Consider the following 17822-nt stretch of genomic DNA (forward strand, 5'->3'; position numbering starts at 1 on the left):
GTCTCAGCGACCGCGGAGTCGGGTCCCGGCCTTCTTCTTGACGGCGGCGGCGAACTTGCGCGGTTCGCGCACCTTGGCCGCCTTGCGAAGCGTCCTGTATGCCGGGTGGTTGCGGATCTTCTCGACCTTCTGGAGGTCCTTGTGCAGCTTGCGAATGCGCTTCTCGCGGGTGAGGAGCTGCTTGTCGCGGAACCCGATGGTGCGCTCGAGGCCGAAGATGTGGCCGTTCGCCTCGAAGAGCTGCTTGGCGGCTTCGTCGCGGTCGGCAAGGGCCGTGCGGGCGTCGACGATGTCAGGGGTGGGGCCGGCGAGCGAGTCGGCCAGCACGCGGGCGGACTCGAGACTGTCGGCGTCGGTGGCAACACCGGCCATGGAGGACCAGATGCCCACGAGCTCACTGCCGACGACCCACGGGGGCCAGGGGTGCCGGCGGTGTTGGGCGAGCAGCCGGTCCTGGAAGCGGAACCACGCCGCAGCGACTGCCATGTCCCGGGCCGATTCCTCGTGGGCCGGGCCGCCGACGTGGGTGTCGACGAAGGTGTTGCCGTCGCGCACGAGGCTGTCGAGTGTCAGAGGGCCGACGTGGTCCGGCAGCGTTCGGGTCCACTCGCCGAGGCGCTGGGCGTAGGCGCGGAAACCGGGCACGTCCTCGCGTTCGGCCAGCTCACGCAACTCGCTCTCCACCGTGCGACCACCGGGGACACGCTGCTCGGCACCCGTCGCGTCACTGAGGAGCCAGGTCGCGTCGGCGCCGTTTCCCTCGCGGCGGGCCGTCCAGGCGGACTCGTCGCCGGTCGATCCGTAGGCCTCGGTCGGGGCGTGGGCAGTGCTGGCGGCGTCTCCTCCGATGATGGCGAGGAAACCGTCGGCCACGGTCGGGAGGGCTCCGGCACGAGCCGCGGTCGACAAGGCCTCGTCCGGAAGGGCCAGCAGGGGCGAGCGGGTGGCGCGGACGGCAGCCGTGGCCGCGTTCGCGAGGAAGCGGTCGGGGCGGGCCGACCCAGCGGCGTCGGCACTGGCAATGAGGCCCGGCTGCGCCTGCGGACCGAAGGTCGTCCACGTGCTCGACGGAGTGAGACCGCGCTCGGCGAGAGCGTCGACGAACTGGCCGAGGGAGCAGGGGCGCTCGGTGTCCGAATGGATCGGACGCCACTCCTCATCGCCGTGGCGGTCGCGGGCGACGCGGGCATCGAGGAGGGTCGCGAGGGCGAATTCGTTGCCCAGTCCGACGACGATCGTGGCTCCGTCGTTGGCGAGGGACCGCAGGAGGTCGAGTCGCTCGGGCCAGGCGAGGTCGGCGCTGTCGGGCGTCAGGACCCGGTCCAGGCCATCCGCGGCCAGAACCACGTCAAAGGCGCCGTCCTCGGGGGACAGGCCGTCGAGGGCGCCGATGGCGATGTCGAGGCCGGTGGGGAATCGGGTGCTCGTCGTCTCGCCGTCGCTCGCGGCGCGGATGAGCACCGTGAGCGACTCCGAACGCTCCTGGGCGAGGGTGAGCACGGCGTCGGCGTGCGGGCCGGCGATGAGCCAGCGACCGCCCCGCGGCAGGACGTCCTCGAGCAGCCGCAGTGCAGCGGCACCGCCGAACGGGCCGATCGGACCGTCGAGATCGCTCCACGGCCGCATCTCACCCGGGACGGGCCGGACGCTGGTGTGGTCGGGGTCAGTCATGGGTCACTCCATCGAAGATCAGCGGGCGAAGTTCTTGGGCCGGCATCTTCCACGCCGTGCCGAGTTCCTGGTTGACGACCTCTCGGGCCACGACCTGGTCGAGGTCCTTGCCGTGGAGTTCGGGCCAGAGCCGCTGGACCCGGGCGTTGCCGCCGAAGAGCGGGTCCTCGCCGTTCATCGCCATGGGGTCGCCGTAGACGGCGACGTCACAGCCGACCGATGCTCCGTAGAACACGGCCGTCGCCAGGCGGTTGGCGGCGACCCGCTTGTGCTTGCGCAGGGCCTTGAGCTGCCTGAAGAGGAAGCGGCGGTCGGTGCCTTCGTAGGCGAAGCCGCGCTTGCCGAAGCTCACGACGTCGAAGCCGGCGTCGAGGTAGGAGTTGCGGATCTCGGGGCGCTCGTACTCGGTGTAATACAGGCTGAAGGTCACCGGGCCCGGCTCGGTCTCACGGATCTCGTCGATGAGCCGCTTGTGGTCGCCCTCGATCTTGCCGCCCTCCCAACCGTGGAAGAGGAAGAAGAGCGTGCCCTCGCGTTCTTCCTCGGGCACGACCCCGAGGTCGGGCTCCAGGTCGAGGAGGTAGAGCCAGGGCGCACCGATGGCCTGGTAGTTGCGGCGACCGAGGATGTGGCCGCGGCGGCGCGGCGCGTCACTCCACGTCCAGCGCCAGGCGCCGTCGAAGAACTCGTGCTGTGGGTTCCACCCGTCGCCGACGTTCCAGCCGTGCTGGAGGTAGCCCCGAATGCGTGGCGGATGCACCTGGGGGAGCCCGCAGTAGCGCGCGAGGATGTGCGAGTGGCCGTAGTAGTGATTGTGGTGGTGCATGTTGGGTCCTCGCCTCAGTCGCGGTCGCTCGCGCGGAAGTGAAGGGTCTCACCGCTCGGCGCGAGGGTACCCGTGCGCGTCCCGCCGTCATGGGTCAGGGGAAGGGTCGTGAGCAGGAACGGCTCGGTCGCCACGGACGTCGCGGCCTGACCGTCCCACGAGCAGAACAGCACCCATTCGCTGCTGTGCTGGAGGTCCAGGGCGTCGGCCGTCGTCTCGAGCAGCGGGGTCACGGGTGTCCGGAGGCGCCAGCTCGCGCCGTCGACCTCGAGCTCGCCCTCCTCCTCGATGAAGTCGTCCGAGTTGGGGAGGTACTGGCGCCAGCCGACGTGGAGTTCACGGGACTCCGTCCAGTTGGTGCCGCTCACCTCGAGCACGTCACCGTCCAGCCGGGCCGACTCGGCAATGACCCGCAGGGGGCTCTCGACGAGCGCCGCGCGGTTCCCGCGGGAACGGGTGAACCGGACCAGGTGGTCGAGGTGGGTGACTCCCACGCCGTGGGGTGCGGCCTGCCAGAGCAGCAGCTCGGGCGCGACGTCCTCACCGAGGTCCAGGTCGAGTTTGAGACCGCGGACCGACTCGTGGAGGAACGGGTCGTCGCCGGCCACCGAACCCGCCACGGCGGCTGCGGGGATGCTGACCGCGAGCACGACGGCCCCGTCGGTGTCCTCGCGGCCGACGGGGAAGACGAGGTCCGGTTCGTGCCGCCGCTTCTGCCCCTCGACGAGGAGCGTCGGGTTCGAACCGATCGCACCACGCCCGGAGATCGTGAGTCGGGCGCTGCCTGGGTGGGCCTCGACCGACGTCAGCAGCCATGGCTGGCGCAGCCAGGACACGACGAAGTGGCCCTGACTCGTCGTGGCGGGCTGGGCCCAGACGCCGTCGCCCACCTGGTGCCCGGGGGTCCACTGCGGGTGGCCGACGGCGGCACCGTGCAACTTGCCGGTGCGACGCAGCCGACCGGACCGGACGGTGACCTCGATCGGGCTGACCGGAGTGCCGGCGGCCTGGAGGCGGCCCAGCAGGTCGGGATCGAGGGCTGCGCGGAAGCCCACTCGAGTGCGGTCACCGTGCGAGTCGACCGCGGCGTCCGTCGTCACGGGGACAGGGTGGGAGCCCGAGCCCTTGCCGACGCGCATGGTGATCGAGGTGTCGTCGCCCGACACGTGGTGCCGGATCTCGGCCGTGCCGGTGAGGACCAGCGAACCCTCCTCCCACTCGACGGCACCGATCGTGGTGCGCAGACGGATCTCGGTGCGCGGGACGGCATACAGGGAACGAGGAATGCGATCGGAACCGAGGCCGGGATAGGGGTACTCGACCCGCCACGGCTGCCGCGGATGGCGCTGTCCGCGGGCGCGGCCCTGGAGGCCGCCGCCTCCGCGGAACTCGGCGAGTTCGCGCAGGAGCGGGGCGTCGCCGGCGCGCAGCGCTCGGTACTGGATGTAGGTGTAGGGGTGACCGCTGCCAACGAATTCGTCGCCGAGCCGGTCCGCCAGCCGCCCACCGAGCTGGAGCAGCGCGGGGATGTCGTCATCGGGGACGGAGGCGAACGCCTGCGCGATCGTCACGAAGTCGGACTCGTTGAGGGCGAGGTAGACCTGCTCGCGCACCTTGGGGGAGCTCGTGTCGGCCTGGTCGAGAACCATCTCGGCGGACACGACCCGGTCGAGGAGGTTGTCGTAGCGGTAGGCGAGCTGCGTGATGGAGTCGCCCGACTCTCGCTCGCGCCAGTAGTAGACGGCGTCGGAGTGCAGGTCGACGGTCAGGGCGTCGAGGTGGGCCTTGAACGTGACCGGGTAGTCCTCGTAGCGGATCGCGGGGAACTCGTAGCCGAACTCGTCCCAGAAGCTGCGCCGATAGATCTTGTTCCAGACCATCCGGTCGCGGGCGAGGACGGGGTGGCTGAGGATGTGCGTCGCGATGCGCGTCTTGGCGAAGGCCTCGCGGTGCGACCACGACTGACGGATGCCGGACGAGTTGTTGAACCGCCGGGCGTTGCCGCCGGCGAAGGAGGACCCGGATCGGTCGAGGCCCCCGACCATCTGCTCGAAACCACCGGCGCTGACGAGGTCGTCGGAGTCGACGAAGGTGAGGTACTCGCCCGTCGCCTGTGCCGTGCCCGTGTTGCGAGCCGGTCCGAGACCGGCGTTCTCCTGCGTCACGAGGGTGAAGCGGGAGTCGCGGGCGACGAAGTCCTCGGCGATCGCCCGGCTCCCGTCGGGGGAGCCGTCGTCGACGAGGATCACCTCGATGTCGGTGAGCCGCTGCCTGCGGATGCTCTCGAGGCAGTCGGCGAAGTAGTCCTCGACGCCGTAGAACGGCACCACGACGCTGAGATGGGGACTCACGCGGCCCCTTCCCGCATCAGACGATGTCCCATGAGAGAGGGGTGCCCTTGGCGGCGTCGACGCGGAACGTCCGGCCCTCGACGAGGCCGAAGAGGTCGGGGGCGAGACCGCCGGCGGGGCGGATCGAGCGGACGTTGGCGGGGGTGACGGGGTCACCGGCCTTGACGTCCTCGACGACGAAGAGCGAGCGGCGGAAGCGCAGGCCCTCCTGCTCGGACTCGCGGGCGGCGATCTTGGCCTCGCCGAGCGCCTGCCACGCGGTGCGCGTCTCGGAGACGAGCAGGGCGAGCTCGTGCGGCTCGAGGGAGAACGCGGAGTCGACACCGCCGCCCTCTCGCGAGATCGTCACGTGCTTCTCCACGACGGAGGCGCCGAACGCGACCGCGGCCACGGCCGCACCGATGCCCATGGTGTGGTCGGACAGGCCGACCGGGACCTGGAACGCGCCGGAGAGGAGGGGGAGTCCGCGCAGGTTGGACTGGCGGGGGTCGGCGGGGTAGCTCGTCGTCGCGGACAGGACGATGATCTGGTCGTTGCCCGTGCTCCGTGCCGCTTCGACCGCCGCCGCGATCTCACCCATGGAGGCCATGCCGGTGGAGATGATGACCGGCTTGCCGGTGCCGGCGGCCAGTCGGATGAGCGGCAGGTCGACGATCTCGGACGACGCGATCTTGTATGCCGGGACGTCCAGGTCCTCGAGGAAGCTCACCGCTGTCGGGTCGAACGGACTCGAGAAGGCGTGGAGTCCGAGCTCGCGGGCGAGCGTGAAGATCGGCTCGTGCCACTCCCACGGCGTGTGCGCCTCTTCGTAGAGGTCGTAGAGGCTGCGTCCGCCCCAGAGCTCGTGGTCGTCGCTCAGCCGGAACTCGGGGGTGTCGACGTCGATGGTGATCGTGTCGGCCGTGTAGGTCTGCAGCTTGATGGCGTGGGCGCCGGCGTCGGCCGCGACCCGGACGATGTCGAGGGCCTTGTCGAGGCTGCCGTCGTGATTGCCGGACATCTCGGCGATGATGTAGGGCTCGGCGTGGGTGCCGACCTCGCGGTCACCGATGCGGACTCCCCGGTCCGGGGTCTCCTGCTCGCTCACTTGCTCTCCAGAGTGGTCGTGGGGGTCGTGGCGCGGACGTGGTGGACGGTGACGAGCTCGCCGTCGATCTCGCGCTCGTCGGTCTCGATCTCCTCGAAGCCGTTGCGCTTGTTGAAGCGTCGCACGGCCTCGTTGTTGTCGAGCACCTCACCGTGCAGCTCGGCGAGGGCCAGGTCGTCCCACGCGTAGCGCACCGCCTGGCGCTGGATCTCGATCCAGGCCGGAAGGAGCTCACCGCGCTCGGTGAGGCCGGCGTTGTCGAGGTAGTAGCCCCACCAGGACGTGCCCTTGTCGCGGTCGAGGTCGAAGAAGGTGACGACGCCCGAGGGGACGCCGTGGCGCTCGTAGACGAGGACCTCGCGGTCGTCCCGGGTCCGGGTCGACTCCCACCAGGCGCGGTGCTCGTCGGCCGAGATCACGTGACGGGTCAGGGACACTGCGCGAACGTCAGGGTGGTTGCGCCACAACAGAATTGCGTCCATGTCGGCGTCGGTGGCCGGGCGAAGCATGTGCACTCCGTGAAGGTCTTGGGGGTGCACATCCGGGGTGTCGCAACGGGGGTCTTCGCGGCGACATCGGTCGAGTGCGGGGACTTCGTTACACTACCTCAGGCCCCACATCCCCGGACTTCGAGGCACACCGATGAGCGCACTGAGCCGTGACCAGATCCGCACCATGATGGCGGAGGTTCTCGCCGCGCAGGGCAAGGAAATGCCCGCCGAGGACACCGCCAACCTCGAGGAGCTCGGCTTCCGTTCGTTGGACTTCTCCGAGCTCGCGCTCCGGGTCGAGGACGAGACCGGCGAGGAGCTCAACTTCGACGCCCCCGGACTCCGTCAGATCCAGACCGTGGCCGACGTCCTCGACTTCCTCGAGCAGCTGCAGGCCGCGTGAGCCAGGCCCCCGCCGGCGAACCCACGCGGGGTGCGGGCAACCGCATCGTCCTGCGCGGAGTCGCCACGACCTGGGGTGAGCTCGACACCCTCGACCTGCCGCCGGCCGCCGCCGTCCTCGTCGAGGACAACCTCCAGGCCGCCCGCGCCGTCTGGACCCACGCGACGAGCGATCGCGAGACGCTCGTGACCTCGCGCACACGCGTGACGCCCGACCTCGGTGCCGACCTCCGGGCCGAGGGGCTCGCGCTCGTGTCCGGCGACCTGTCGCAGGTCGAGCCCGCGACGCTCGAGCGTGACGCCCAGCCGGGCCGCATCTGGCTCCTCACCAGTGGCAGCACCGGCCGCCCCAAGCGCGTGGCCCACACCCTCGACTCGCTCACCACGGTGGGCGGCGACCAACCGGCGCGCACGTGGCTGTGCCCCTACGCGCACGGCGCCTACGCCTGGTGGCAGGTGGTCACCCTCGGGCTGACCGTGCCCGGGCAGGACGTCGTCTTCATCGAGCCGGACGAGCTCGACACCTGGCCCCGGATGGCCCTCGACGCCGGCGTGACCGCGGCATCGGGCACCCCGACGTTCTGGCGTCAGGCCCTCTACCGCGACCCCGAGGCCGTCGCCGCCCTGCCCCTCGAGCAGGTGACCCTCGGCGGCGAGCCGGTCGACCAGGCGATCCTCGACCGACTCATCGAGCTCTTCCCGAAGGCTCGCGTCTCGTGGATCTATGCCTCCAGCGAGGCCGGTGCGTCGATCGCCGTCCACGACGGCAAGGCGGGCTTCCCCGAGGCCTGGCTCGACCGCGATACCCCGGGCCGTCCCCGGCTGAGCATCGTCGACGGTGAGCTCGTCATCGCCTCGCCCAAGCGGGGCGAGGGCATCGATGAGCACCTGCGCACCGGGGACCGGGTCGAGGTCGTCGACGGCCGCGTCCTCATCACCGGGCGCCTCGCCTCGGACGAGATCAACGTCGGGGGATCCAAGGCCTCCGCCTCGCAGGTGCGCGACGTTCTCCAGTCGCACCCCGCCGTCGCCTGGGCGTCGGTCAAGGGGCGCAAGGCACCCATCGTCGGCAACATCGTCACCGCCGAGATCGTGACGACCGAACCCGTGAGCGACGACGAGCTGAGCGCCTGGGCGCGTGAGCGCCTCCCCGAGTACGCCGTGCCCCGTCGGCTACGGTTCCTCGACGCCATCCCGATCAAGGAGACCCTGAAGAGCGATGTCTGACCTTCCCCCCATCGGCCCCGCCTCCGTCGTCGTCGTCTCGGGCGGCTCGCGCGGCCTCGGGCTGGCCATCGTCACCGACGTCCTCGACCGGGGCGCCAAGGTGGCCGCGTTCGCCCGCACCATCACGCCGGAGCTGCAGCAGCTCGCCGACGCGCACCCCGACCGCGTCCTCGTGGCGTCGGTCGACGTCAACGACCACAAGGCCCTGACCGCGTTCATCAAGGATGCCGAGGCCGCCCTCGGTCCGATCGACGCGCTGGTCAACAACGCCGCCGTCGGACAAGACGCGATGCACATCCACATGTCGCCGCAGCAGATCGGCGACATCATCGCGACGAACCTGACCTCGCCGCTCGTCCTCACCCGCGCCGTGCTGCGTCGCATCATGGCTCGCGGTGGCCGCGGTCGTGTCGTCATGGTGACGTCGGTGTGTGCCCAGCGCGGCTACTCCGGCCTGGTCGCCTACTCGGCCACCAAGGGTGGTCTCGACAGCGCGATGCGCACGCTGGCCCGGGAGATGCACGGACGCGTCCTCGTCAACAGCGTCGCTCCCGGCTTCTTCGCCTCGGAGATGTCCTCCGTCCTCGGCGACCAGCAGCTCGAGACGATCGCCCGCCGCACCCCGTCGGGGCGGATGGTCGAACCCGACAACATCGTTCCCGTGGTGCGCACCCTGCTGTTCGAGGACACCAACCTCAACGGTCAGGTCATCACCATCGACGGCGGCAGCAGCATCTGAGCGGGGTCCTGCTCGACCTGCCCGGCGTCCGGGGGCTGCGACTGCACCCGGGGCGCGAGCACCGCTGTGCCACAGGCACGCACAGCCATCTCTCCGATGGACGGGTGCTGTGCTGGCAACCCGACGGTGCCCGGGAGGGCGACTTCGCGGTGGACGGCGAACTCACGTCCGGTGGCTTCCCGCCCTCTCTCGCGAGACGCCTCGTGGAGGACGGTCGGGAGGACCCGTGGGGTGACTGGACGCGCGCGGAAGTGTGCGCCAAGCTCGCCGACGTGCCGATCGTCGTGTGGATCAGGTCGCGGGCCTGGCCCGACGGCGATGAAGTCAACGTGGGCGGTCGCCGGATCCGGCTCGTGACCCACCGGGTCGACGACCTCGTCGTGAGTCTCGGCGAAGTCGTTCCGGAGACGGACTAGGCTCCGGAGTGCCGGTCGAGGAAGCTGCGTGCCCGACGCTTCAGCGCCGGGACGGGGCGTCCCAGTTGATGAACGACCTTGTATGCCGTGGAGCTCTCGATCGCGATCGACCGCTCGAGCGTGCGGATGCGCCGGTCCCTGGCCCGCAGGGTGCCCTCGAGCCAGCTCACCTTGCGACGGGTCTCGTCGAGGGCAGCCTCGGCGTCGTGCAGGCGGTTCGCCTCTGCCGATCGCGAGGTCGGGGCCGGGCGGGAGTCGAGCTCAGCGGTCGGTGCAGCGGAGCCCTCGACCCCGGCCATGGCGAGGAGGTCGCGCACCACGTCGTCAGTGGTCGGGGCGGACCACAGTCCGGCCGCTCCGTCGGCGCACACGCGCTGCGCGAATCCACTCAAGCCGTGCCGCACTGCTGCGGTGTGTCCCGAGTGGTCGTCGGGGTCGACGGGGTCGGCGTGCCCTGCTTCCGTTGCCCGCCCGTCGCGGTCCTCACCGAGCGCGGCGAGACCTCCGTCGGGGCGCACGAGCACGTCGCGGACGTCGGACGGAGCCTGCGGCCACGCGGCGTAGGCCTCGACCAGCTCACGCAGCCGTTCCCGCCCGGGGCCGGCGACGGCTCGGCGCAACTCGGATTCGAGGAGCCGTGAGCCGGCCGGGTGGGGGAGTGCGGAGGCAGGGAGGGCCACGTGCCGCGTCACGACCCATGCGGGGGCGAGGGGCAGGCCCAGCCCGGCGTCGAGCAGGCGTTCGGCGGTGGCCCACACGTCGCGCAGCGCCGTTCGGCCCTCGGCCCGAGCCGCGAGCGATGCGACGGCCGCCTGGGCCGGGCCGCTGGCGTCGGTGAGGTCGCCTGCTGTCAACACGACCGATGGGGCAGCCGCGTCCGGCCACGCCGCCAGCACCTCCACGTCGTCGAGTTCGGCGAGGCGAGCGGGGGTGGGCGGCGCGGTGGGTGCGCCATCCACGGCGTCCGTGACCGACCAACCGGACGCGGGGTCGGGCACCGCGATGTCGAGGAAGCGGTCCATGCCGGTGGGGTTCGAGAGCGAGGCCACAACACGACCGGAGTCGCCGGCGAGGCCGAGGACGAGTCGCACCCAGTCGGTGGCATCCGCAACGGTCGAGTCGGGCGAGCAGGTGGCCTCGGGCCCGCCGACGGCGACCACGAGGTCGAAGGTGTCGCCCTGTGCCGCGAGGCGGTCGAGGCCTCCGGCGATGACGCCGCCGGCGGCCATCTCGGCGGACCCGGTCAGGGCACGGGCGTCGGGGAGTCCGCGCACGAGTCGATGGGCCGCGGCACCTGCGGGAAGGTGGGCACCCAGCGAGACAGCCGGCATACCGGCAAGAAGGATCCGAGCGTCGGTGGGCAGGTCACGGGCCGCAGCCGCGACGAGTGCGCCCAGCGCGGCCGACGGCGACGCAGCGGGTTCGGACCAGTCGGGGATCTCGCCGCCGACCATGCGCGCACCGGACTCGGGGTCGATCTCGTGGGGCAGCACAGTGCCATACAGTAGCCGCCACATGCCCACCCCAGCCGCGACCCCGGAGGCTTCCGCGTGACACCCAGACCGAGCATCGGCGCCGTCGTGCTGTCGATGGGCGATCGGACGCAGGAGCTGGCCACGGCCCTCGAGACGCTGCTCGCGCAGGAAGGCGTCGACCTCGACGTCGTGCTCGTCGGCAACGGGTGGGAGCCGACCGGGCTCCCCGACGGTGTGCGCACCGTGCACCTCCCCGAGAACGTCGGGATCCCCGAGGGACGCAACGTCGGGGCACGCGAGGCCCGCGGCGACCTCATCTTCTTCTACGACGACGACGCGCACCTGCCCACGACGGACGTCCTCGCCCGCCTGGCGACCGAGTTCGCGGACCCGTCGGTCGCGGTCGCCCAGCCCCGGGGCGCCGATCCGGACGGGAAGCCATCCCCGAGGCGCTGGGTGCCGCGCCTGCGCACCGAGGACGGTGGCGCCCCCGGTGAGGTGGTCGTCTTCTGGGAGGGCGTGTGCGTCATCCGCCGGGCGGCGTTCGATGCCGTGGGTGGGTGGCCCGGGCACTTCTGGTACGGCCACGAGGGCATCGACCTCGCCTACCGACTACTCGATGCCGGGTGGAGCCTGCGCTACCGCCCCGACGTCGTCGTCCATCACCCCGCGACCCAGGCCGCGCGGCACGCCGTCTTCTATCGGATGAACGCCCGCAACCGCGTCTGGGTCGCCCGGCGCAACCTGCCCGCGCCGCTCGTCCCCGTCTATCTCGGCGTGTGGACCGGAGCCACGCTCGCCCGCGTGCGCGACGTCGAGCCGCTCAAGGTGTGGTTCCGCGGGTTTGCCGAGGGATGGCGCTCCGACCCCGGACCCCGACACCCCATGCGCTGGAAGACCGTGTGGCGACTCACGCGGGCCGGTCGGCCCCCGGTGGTGTGAGCCGAGTGTCGAACCCGTCGGTTCTGCACGTCACGCTCGCCGGCGTCCGCAGCGCAACACACCTCGTCCACGCTGGAAGCTTCCTGCGCCACCTGCTGTCCGAGACCTCTGACGACGTCGTCGTGGACTACCTGGGGTCCGGGCAGTTCCTCGGGCGCGACAACGTTCGCCCCGAGCACGTCGAAGCATTCCTCCCTGTGGGTCCGCGTCTTCAATTGCGTTCGGGGACAACGGAAATCGGTGCTTCCCAGGCCGGGGGAGTTCGCCAGCACCTGCTCCTGTCCGTCGGTGCACCGGGCATCAAGCCGTGGCTCCGACTCGTGTCCCGGATCCGTCGGCGCCCCCGCGTCGTGGTCCTCGACGAGGGCATCGGCACCTACGGCGACTGGCGGACCCGTCGCGACGCGTGGCGTCGCCAGGGCGGGCGCGAGCCGTGGCCGACCGTGCGCTCGTGGGCGGTCAGTGGCGCAGCGGACCTGTTGACCGACCAGCGCTGGGCACTGTACGAGCGGGAGCAGGAGCGCGACCGGGGAACGTGGCGCGTCGTGCCCGAGGTTGCAGCCGGTTTCACCGAGGCGCTGTCCTCGGACAGCACGGTGGCATCGGGTCAGGCCGTCTATCTCACCCAGCCGTGGGTCGAGCTCGGGCTCGTGTCGGAAGCCGACTTCGGCCAGCATCTCGCCGAGGTGGCCCGGGCGTGCAGCGTCGTGGGTCTCGAGCTCGCCATCCGACCACACCCGGCCGAGGAGGGTGGCCGCTACGCCGCGTGGCGCGAACTGCCGCGCGAGGTGCCGGCCGAACTCGACCCGGCCGTCGTGGGAGCGCCCCTGGTGCTCGGGACCGACAGCACCGCCCTGCTCAACCTGGCAGCCGTCCACGGGCGGCCCGCCGTCCGGGTGACACTGCGGAGCCTGGAGCACCTCGAGCGGGCGCTGAGTCGGGACCAGCGTGAGCTGCTCGACACGTTCCTCCCCGCACCCGTCCGACCGGACGCGGCGGGCGACCTCGAGGCTGCCCTCGCTCGCGCGCTCGGTGCGTGAGTCGCACTGACCCGACGCTGGCCCCCGTCGTCGCGAACCTGATTGCTACCGTGAAGTCTCCTCTGACGAAAGGGTGCTGGTGACCCCGCGCTTGACCCCTGCCACGCTGCGGCAACTCGCCCGCTTCGGAGTCATCGGTGTTGCCGGATTCATCGCTGACGTCGGGTCGTTCAACCTGCTGCGCTTCGCCGGTGGCGAGGGACCGCTGCACGACTACCCGCTGACCGCCAAGGTCATCTCCGGGACGGTGGCCACGATCGTGGCGTGGCTCGGCAATCGCTTCTGGACGTTCCGCAACACCCGGCGGGACAAGGCGCACCACGAGTTCCTGCTCTTCGCCGTGGTGGCCGCCCTGGGCACGCTCATCTCGATGGGGTGCCTGTGGATCTCGCACTACGGCCTGGGCTTCCGGTCCCCGCTCGCCGACAACATCTCGGCCAACGGGGTCGGGCTCTTCCTCGGCACCGTGTTCCGGTTCTGGGCCTACCGTCGGCACGTCTTCAGCCAGCACGGAGACCACAGCGGGCTCAGCGAACTGGCGGACCACCACGACCTGTCGGAGATCGGGCACGATCCGCAGCAGCACTGACCTGCACCGATCCGCACCGACCCGCGGGGATCGCCCGGATCGGCGCAGGGTCACGACCTCAGGAGGCGCGGACCTGACGGTGCGGACCGCGCGGGGTGCGCAGGCCCTTGCGGAGCGACCGTGCGCGCAGGCGCATCTTGAAGGTCAGCAGGATCATCTCGGTGCCGAGGGCGATGGTCTTGCCGAGCTCGCCGGTGACCGATGAGACGCCGACCCGCGAGTGGTAGTTCACCGGGATCTGGACCATGCGGGCCTTGGTGATGACGGAGAGCAGGAGCATCTCCAGGCCGTAGGCCGACCCGTCGAGGCGGGAACGCTCGAGGATGACGTCGGCGTGATCCTTGGTCATGACCCGGAAGGTGCATCCCACGTCGCTGAGGTGGTTGGTGTTGTAGAGCACCTCGATGAGCTTGGCGACTCCCCAGTTGCCCCACTGGAGGAACCAGCCCATGTTGGCCCCGCGCCAGATGAAGTTCGAGACGGTGCGCGAGCCGATGACGACGTCGCACTCGGGGGCGAAGGCGAGCAGCTTGGTGAGGTCCTCGGGGGCGAAGGTGCCGTCCGGCTCGCAGATCGCGACGAGGTCGGTCTTCGCCTCGCGCAGGCCGCGCTTGATGGCGGCGCCGTAGCCCTGGGTCGTCTCGATGTATTCGGTGGCGCCGGTCGTGGCCACTTCCTCGGACGTGCCCTCGGCGGCGTTGTTGTTGACGACGATCACCTCGTCGATCTCCGGGAGCGCCTCGAACCGCCGGATGCACTCGGCGATGCTGTCCTTCTCGTTGTAGGTCGGGAGAACAACGGAGACGGTCTTGCCCTGCCACATGGCGATCAGGCCTTTCCGGGATTGGCGACGATGAGCATCTGACCAGCGAGGGGCTTGATGGGGGAGCGGAGGTACCACGGCACGACGAAGGTCAGCTTGGAACCCTTGGACTTCAGCGTGAGCGGCATGAACTTCGGGATGCTCTTCTCGATGCCCCACCCGAGCGAGACGAGGTAGTCCGACAACGACTGGTCGGTGAAGATCGCGACGTGCGTGTAGTCGTCGAAGTAGCGCCCGGGGTCCAGTCGGAAGTTCGGCTGCATGAGCATGAGGCGGCCGCCGGGGCGCAGGACGCGCTGCGCGTGGGCGAGCAGGGCGTCGGACTGCGGGCGGTGGAGGTGCTCGAGCAGGTTGCTCGCGAAGACGACGTCGAAGGAGTTGTCGTCGAACCGGCTCAGGTCGGTGCTGTCACCGACGATGGCCTCGACGTGGTCGGCGGCCGCCTTCTCGACCGTGGCGTCGAGGTCCATCGCGACGACGCGGCGGGCCGTGATGTGGTTCGAGAAGTCGCACCATCCGGCGCCGAGTTCGAGCACGTCGCTGTCGGCCGGGACGAACCGGCTGAGGTAGGCGCAGAGGTGCTCCCAGACCTTGGCGCGGCTCGCGTCCTGCTTGAGTCGGGTCTCGAAGTAGCCGGGCGTGTAGACGCCGCTCGGGTTCTCCGCCGACGTGGGATCGGTCGACATGTCTTTCGCGGACTCCTGCGGCCGGGTGCAAAGATGACTGGGGGACTCTAACAGTCGCCCCGAGCCGAGTCCGGAAACGGCCTTCACCCCTCCGAACCACCCCAGGAGCCCAGTGCAGTCCCCGCGCAGCCCATTCGTGCCCGCCCTCGACGGCCCCGATGCGGAGCCTCGAGCGACCCGCGCCAACCTCGTTTCGGCGGCGGTCGTCGCCGCGGTCGGCTGCGTCTACATGGGGTATGCCGTCCGCACCGGACTGCCGCTCGGCGACGCCGCGCGTGCGCTCGCGGCGATCGCGATCACCCAGGTGCTGCCCGGAGCCCTGCTCTGGCGTGCCGTGCGACCGCGCCGCGGCTGGCTGCTCGAGGACGTCGCCATGGGCTTCGCCCTCGGCATCGCCATCGCGGTGCCGACCCAGGTCGTGGCCGGGCTCCTCGGTCAGCGGTGGCCGGCCTTCGTGATCCCGCTCGCGGTGGCTGCCGTGTTGGTGGCTGTGCCGCGCACGCGTCGGCGGATCATGGCGGCGCAGTGGTCCCCGATGGCGTGGTGGCTCGCGCCTCTCGTGTCGCTCATCTCATTCTGGGCCCTGCGCCAGCTCGTCGCCTACTTCCGGACGAACCAGATCACGTGGACCGGGCTCGGCCGTCCGCACATCGACGCCTATCTCCACCAGGCGCTGGCGTCCCAGCTCCTCCACCGGGGGCCGACGAGCTGGCCCACGGTGGCCGGTGAGGACCTCGGCTACCACTGGTTCACCCACGCGTGGCTCGCCCATGTCACCGCGACGTCGGGTGCGGGTCTGGACCTCGTCCTCCTGCGGGTCATGCCCGCCCTCATGCCCCTCACCGTCGTCGTGTGCGTCGCGGTCGCCGCCCTGCGCCTCTCGCGGAGCTCGAAGGTGGCCCTGCTCGCGAGCGGTCTGGCGATGGTCGCGTCCGGCGGCAACCCGTTCGGCTACGCGAGCTTCGGACTGCCCCTCAACCCCGACTCGCCGACCCTCGCGCTCGGTGTGCCCACGCTGCTCGCACTGGTGGTCCTGCTCGCGCAACGGTGGAACGGGGAACTGTCGCGGACGGCATACGTCCTCGTTCCGTGGCTCTCGGTCATCGCGGCCGGCACCAAGGGTGCGACGTCGCCCCTCGTGGTCGCCGGTCTCGGACTCGCCGCGGTGGCCATGCTCCTGTGGAACCGCAGGCTGTTCGGCAAGGTTGTCGTCGACACGCTCGTCGTCGGCGGCGGCCTGATCTTCGCGCTCATCGTCGTCTTCCACGGCTCGAGCGCCGGGCTCGCCCTGGGCATCACGGACTCGTCGAAGCAGACCTACGTCCACGTGCTGCTCGGGTCGTTGCCGGGCCGTGAGCTCGTGCTCGCCGCAGCGGCCCTCGCCGTGATCAGCGGCCTGACTCGAGCCGCCCTGTCCTTCGCCCCGATGTTCGGTCGCGAGTCGCGACGGCAGCCACTCTCGTGGCTGCTCGCGGGTGGCTCCATCGCCGGAGCCGCCGCGGTCGGACTGTTCTCCCACCCGGGACAGAGCCAGTACTACTTCCTCCTCACCGCCATCCCGCTCGCCGCGATCGGTTCGGCGATGGGAGCCCGCTCGATCGTGCACGCCCTCGGCCCGGACGCGGTCAGGCGACTGCTGCCGCTCGCCGTGGTGGCCGGTGGGCTCATCCACTTGGCACCGACCCGCCTCGTCGGTGAGCTCGGCGAGGGGACGTTCCAGACGTTCTGGCGGGCTCTCGCGGTTGCTGCCGTGCTCGTGGTCGCGACGGCGGCGGCTGGCTGGTTCCTTGGCGACCCAGGTCGTCGCCTCATGGCCAGTCTGGCGACCACCGCCACCGCGGCGCTCGCGGTGGGAGGTTTCGCGGCGATCAACACGGTGCGGGCACCGCTCTTCGCCGAGGTCAAACGGCCCGCCTCCCTCACGGAACGCCTGGCCATCTCCCAGGACCAGCTCGACGCGGCCCGCTGGATCCGGGACCACTCGGATCCCGACGACCTTGTCATGACCAACCGCCACTGCACCGTGCCGCGCAAGCCAGTCGACGGCTGCGACAGCCGCCGCTGGGTCGTCACCGCGTTCAGCGAGCGCCAGTCGCTCGTCGAGGGTTGGACCGCGACACCGGAGGCGACGAAGCGTGCGCCACACGGGCGTGACTCGGTGACGGTGAACTACTGGAAGCCCGACATCCTCGAACTCAACGACGGGTTCATCGCGAACCCGACGGCAGAGGCGCAGCGGCGACTGTGGGACCTCGGCGTGCGCTGGGTCTATGTCGACAACCTGCAAGCACACGCCGACGACCTGGCCCCGTTCGCCGAGCGGGGCTTCGACTCCCCGGACGCGTCGGCCTGGAAGCTGCTCGAGCCGGGCCGCTGAGGGCCCGGCTCGAGCGGGCCGTCACGGGCCCGGGTTGGTGGTCGTCAGAGCGCGAACGTCAGCTGCGGTCCGGTCTTCTCGCGCAGCTCGTCCTCGGTGACGCCGGGGGCGAGCTCGCGCACGACGAGGCCGTCCTCGGTGACGTCGATGACGGCGAGGTCGGTGATGATGCGCTGCACGACCCCGAGGCCGGTGATGGGCAGGTCGCACTCGTCGACGATCTTGTGGCTGCCGTCCTTGGCGACGTGCTCCATGAGGACGATGACCTTCTTGGCGCCGTGGACGAGGTCCATCGCGCCGCCCATGCCCTTGACCATCTTGCCGGGGATCATCCAGTTGGCGATGTCGCCGGAGCGTGACACCTGCATGGCGCCGAGGATCGCGGCGTCGACCTTGCCGCCACGGATCATGCCGAAGCTCGTCGCGCTGTCGAAGTAGCTCGCGCCGCGCCGCGTCGTCACGGTCTCCTTGCCGGCGTTGATGAGGTCGGGGTCGACGGCGTCGTCGGTCGGGTACGCACCGACACCGAGGATGCCGTTCTCCGACTGGAGGACGATCTCGACGTCGTCGGGGACGTGGTTCGGCACAAGCGTCGGCAGGCCGATGCCGAGGTTGACGTAGGAACCATCGGTGAGCTCGGAGGCCGCGCGGGCGGCCATCTCGTCGCGGGTCAGTGCCAT

General features: G+C 70.7%; 17 protein-coding genes. 8 read left to right on the top strand and 9 right to left on the bottom strand.

What is annotated here, in order from left to right; translation table 11 throughout:
- Positions 1–3: 3 nt before the first annotated feature.
- From N803_RS12330 to N803_RS12350, 5 genes are read right to left on the bottom strand one after another with little or no spacing between them, the layout of a single operon-like run.
- Positions 4–1671, bottom strand: a complete 1668-nt coding sequence (locus tag N803_RS12330) for a hypothetical protein (RefSeq protein WP_035905817.1) — start codon at positions 1669–1671, stop codon at positions 4–6.
- Entirely contained in the window at positions 1664–2497 is an 834-nt protein-coding gene (locus tag N803_RS12335; protein ID WP_035905818.1) for a hypothetical protein, read from the bottom strand. Before N803_RS12335 ends, N803_RS12330 begins: the two co-directional genes overlap by 8 nt.
- A 14-nt stretch (positions 2498–2511) precedes the next feature.
- Entirely contained in the window at positions 2512–4848 is a 2337-nt protein-coding gene (locus N803_RS12340; RefSeq protein WP_084764465.1) for a glycosyltransferase, read from the bottom strand.
- Between the two features lie 16 nt (positions 4849–4864).
- Positions 4865–5935: a pseudaminic acid synthase gene (pseI, locus tag N803_RS12345; RefSeq protein WP_035905820.1), complete on the bottom strand. Its 1071-nt coding sequence runs from the start codon at positions 5933–5935 to the stop codon at positions 4865–4867.
- The gene (locus N803_RS12350) at positions 5932–6444 is read right to left on the bottom strand and encodes a GNAT family N-acetyltransferase (RefSeq protein WP_035905821.1); all 513 of its coding nucleotides are present in this window, start codon (positions 6442–6444) and stop codon (positions 5932–5934) included. The genes pseI and N803_RS12350 overlap by 4 nt, the downstream gene beginning before the upstream one ends.
- A gap of 133 nt (positions 6445–6577) precedes the next feature.
- Between N803_RS12350 and N803_RS12355 the strand changes: the two genes are divergently transcribed.
- From N803_RS12355 to N803_RS12370, 4 genes are all read left to right on the top strand, one after another.
- On the top strand, positions 6578–6829 hold the full coding sequence (locus N803_RS12355; RefSeq protein ID WP_035905822.1) for an acyl carrier protein: 252 nt from the start codon (positions 6578–6580) through the stop codon (positions 6827–6829).
- On the top strand, positions 6826–8055 hold the full coding sequence (locus N803_RS12360) for an AMP-binding protein (RefSeq protein ID WP_035905823.1): 1230 nt from the start codon (positions 6826–6828) through the stop codon (positions 8053–8055). The genes N803_RS12355 and N803_RS12360 overlap by 4 nt, the downstream gene beginning before the upstream one ends.
- Complete coding sequence (locus N803_RS12365; RefSeq protein WP_035905824.1) at positions 8048–8794, top strand: SDR family NAD(P)-dependent oxidoreductase; 747 nt, start codon at positions 8048–8050, stop codon at positions 8792–8794. Before N803_RS12360 ends, N803_RS12365 begins: the two co-directional genes overlap by 8 nt.
- 104 nt (positions 8795–8898) lie before the next feature.
- A complete protein-coding gene (locus tag N803_RS12370) occupies positions 8899–9210 on the top strand; it encodes a hypothetical protein (RefSeq protein WP_035905825.1) in 312 nt (103 codons plus the stop codon).
- Here N803_RS12370 and N803_RS12375 read toward each other — a convergent pair.
- Entirely contained in the window at positions 9207–10703 is a 1497-nt protein-coding gene (locus tag N803_RS12375) for a hypothetical protein (protein WP_035905827.1), read from the bottom strand. The two genes, N803_RS12370 and N803_RS12375, sit on opposite strands and share 4 nt — an antisense overlap.
- A 57-nt stretch (positions 10704–10760) precedes the next feature.
- Between N803_RS12375 and N803_RS12380 the strand changes: the two genes are divergently transcribed.
- From N803_RS12380 to N803_RS12390, 3 genes are all read left to right on the top strand, one after another.
- The gene (locus N803_RS12380; protein ID WP_035905828.1) at positions 10761–11627 is read left to right on the top strand and encodes a glycosyltransferase family 2 protein; all 867 of its coding nucleotides are present in this window, start codon (positions 10761–10763) and stop codon (positions 11625–11627) included.
- A 5-nt stretch (positions 11628–11632) separates the two neighbouring features.
- Positions 11633–12667, top strand: a complete 1035-nt coding sequence (locus tag N803_RS12385; protein ID WP_156969776.1) for a hypothetical protein — start codon at positions 11633–11635, stop codon at positions 12665–12667.
- Between the two features lie 79 nt (positions 12668–12746).
- Entirely contained in the window at positions 12747–13256 is a 510-nt protein-coding gene (locus N803_RS12390) for a GtrA family protein (protein WP_245617234.1), read from the top strand.
- Between the two features lie 58 nt (positions 13257–13314).
- Here N803_RS12390 and N803_RS12395 read toward each other — a convergent pair whose 3' ends face one another.
- Together N803_RS12395 and N803_RS12400 are read right to left on the bottom strand one after the other, a co-directional pair.
- Entirely contained in the window at positions 13315–14079 is a 765-nt protein-coding gene (locus tag N803_RS12395; RefSeq protein ID WP_052112243.1) for a glycosyltransferase family 2 protein, read from the bottom strand.
- Positions 14080–14084: 5 nt separating this feature from the next.
- Positions 14085–14765: a class I SAM-dependent methyltransferase gene (locus N803_RS12400; protein ID WP_035905831.1), complete on the bottom strand. Its 681-nt coding sequence runs from the start codon at positions 14763–14765 to the stop codon at positions 14085–14087.
- Between the two features lie 136 nt (positions 14766–14901).
- Here N803_RS12400 and N803_RS12405 point away from each other — a divergent pair, with 136 nt between their 5' ends.
- Entirely contained in the window at positions 14902–17142 is a 2241-nt protein-coding gene (locus N803_RS12405; protein WP_035905832.1) for a hypothetical protein, read from the top strand.
- A gap of 44 nt (positions 17143–17186) precedes the next feature.
- Here the strand turns inward: N803_RS12405 and N803_RS12410 are convergent, their stop codons facing one another.
- Positions 17187–17822, bottom strand: a complete 636-nt coding sequence (locus N803_RS12410; protein WP_035905834.1) for a 3-oxoacid CoA-transferase subunit B — start codon at positions 17820–17822, stop codon at positions 17187–17189.

Origin of the sequence: Knoellia subterranea KCTC 19937 (assembly GCF_000768685.1) — a bacterium.
In the GTDB taxonomy this organism is placed as follows: domain Bacteria; phylum Actinomycetota; class Actinomycetes; order Actinomycetales; family Dermatophilaceae; genus Knoellia; species Knoellia subterranea.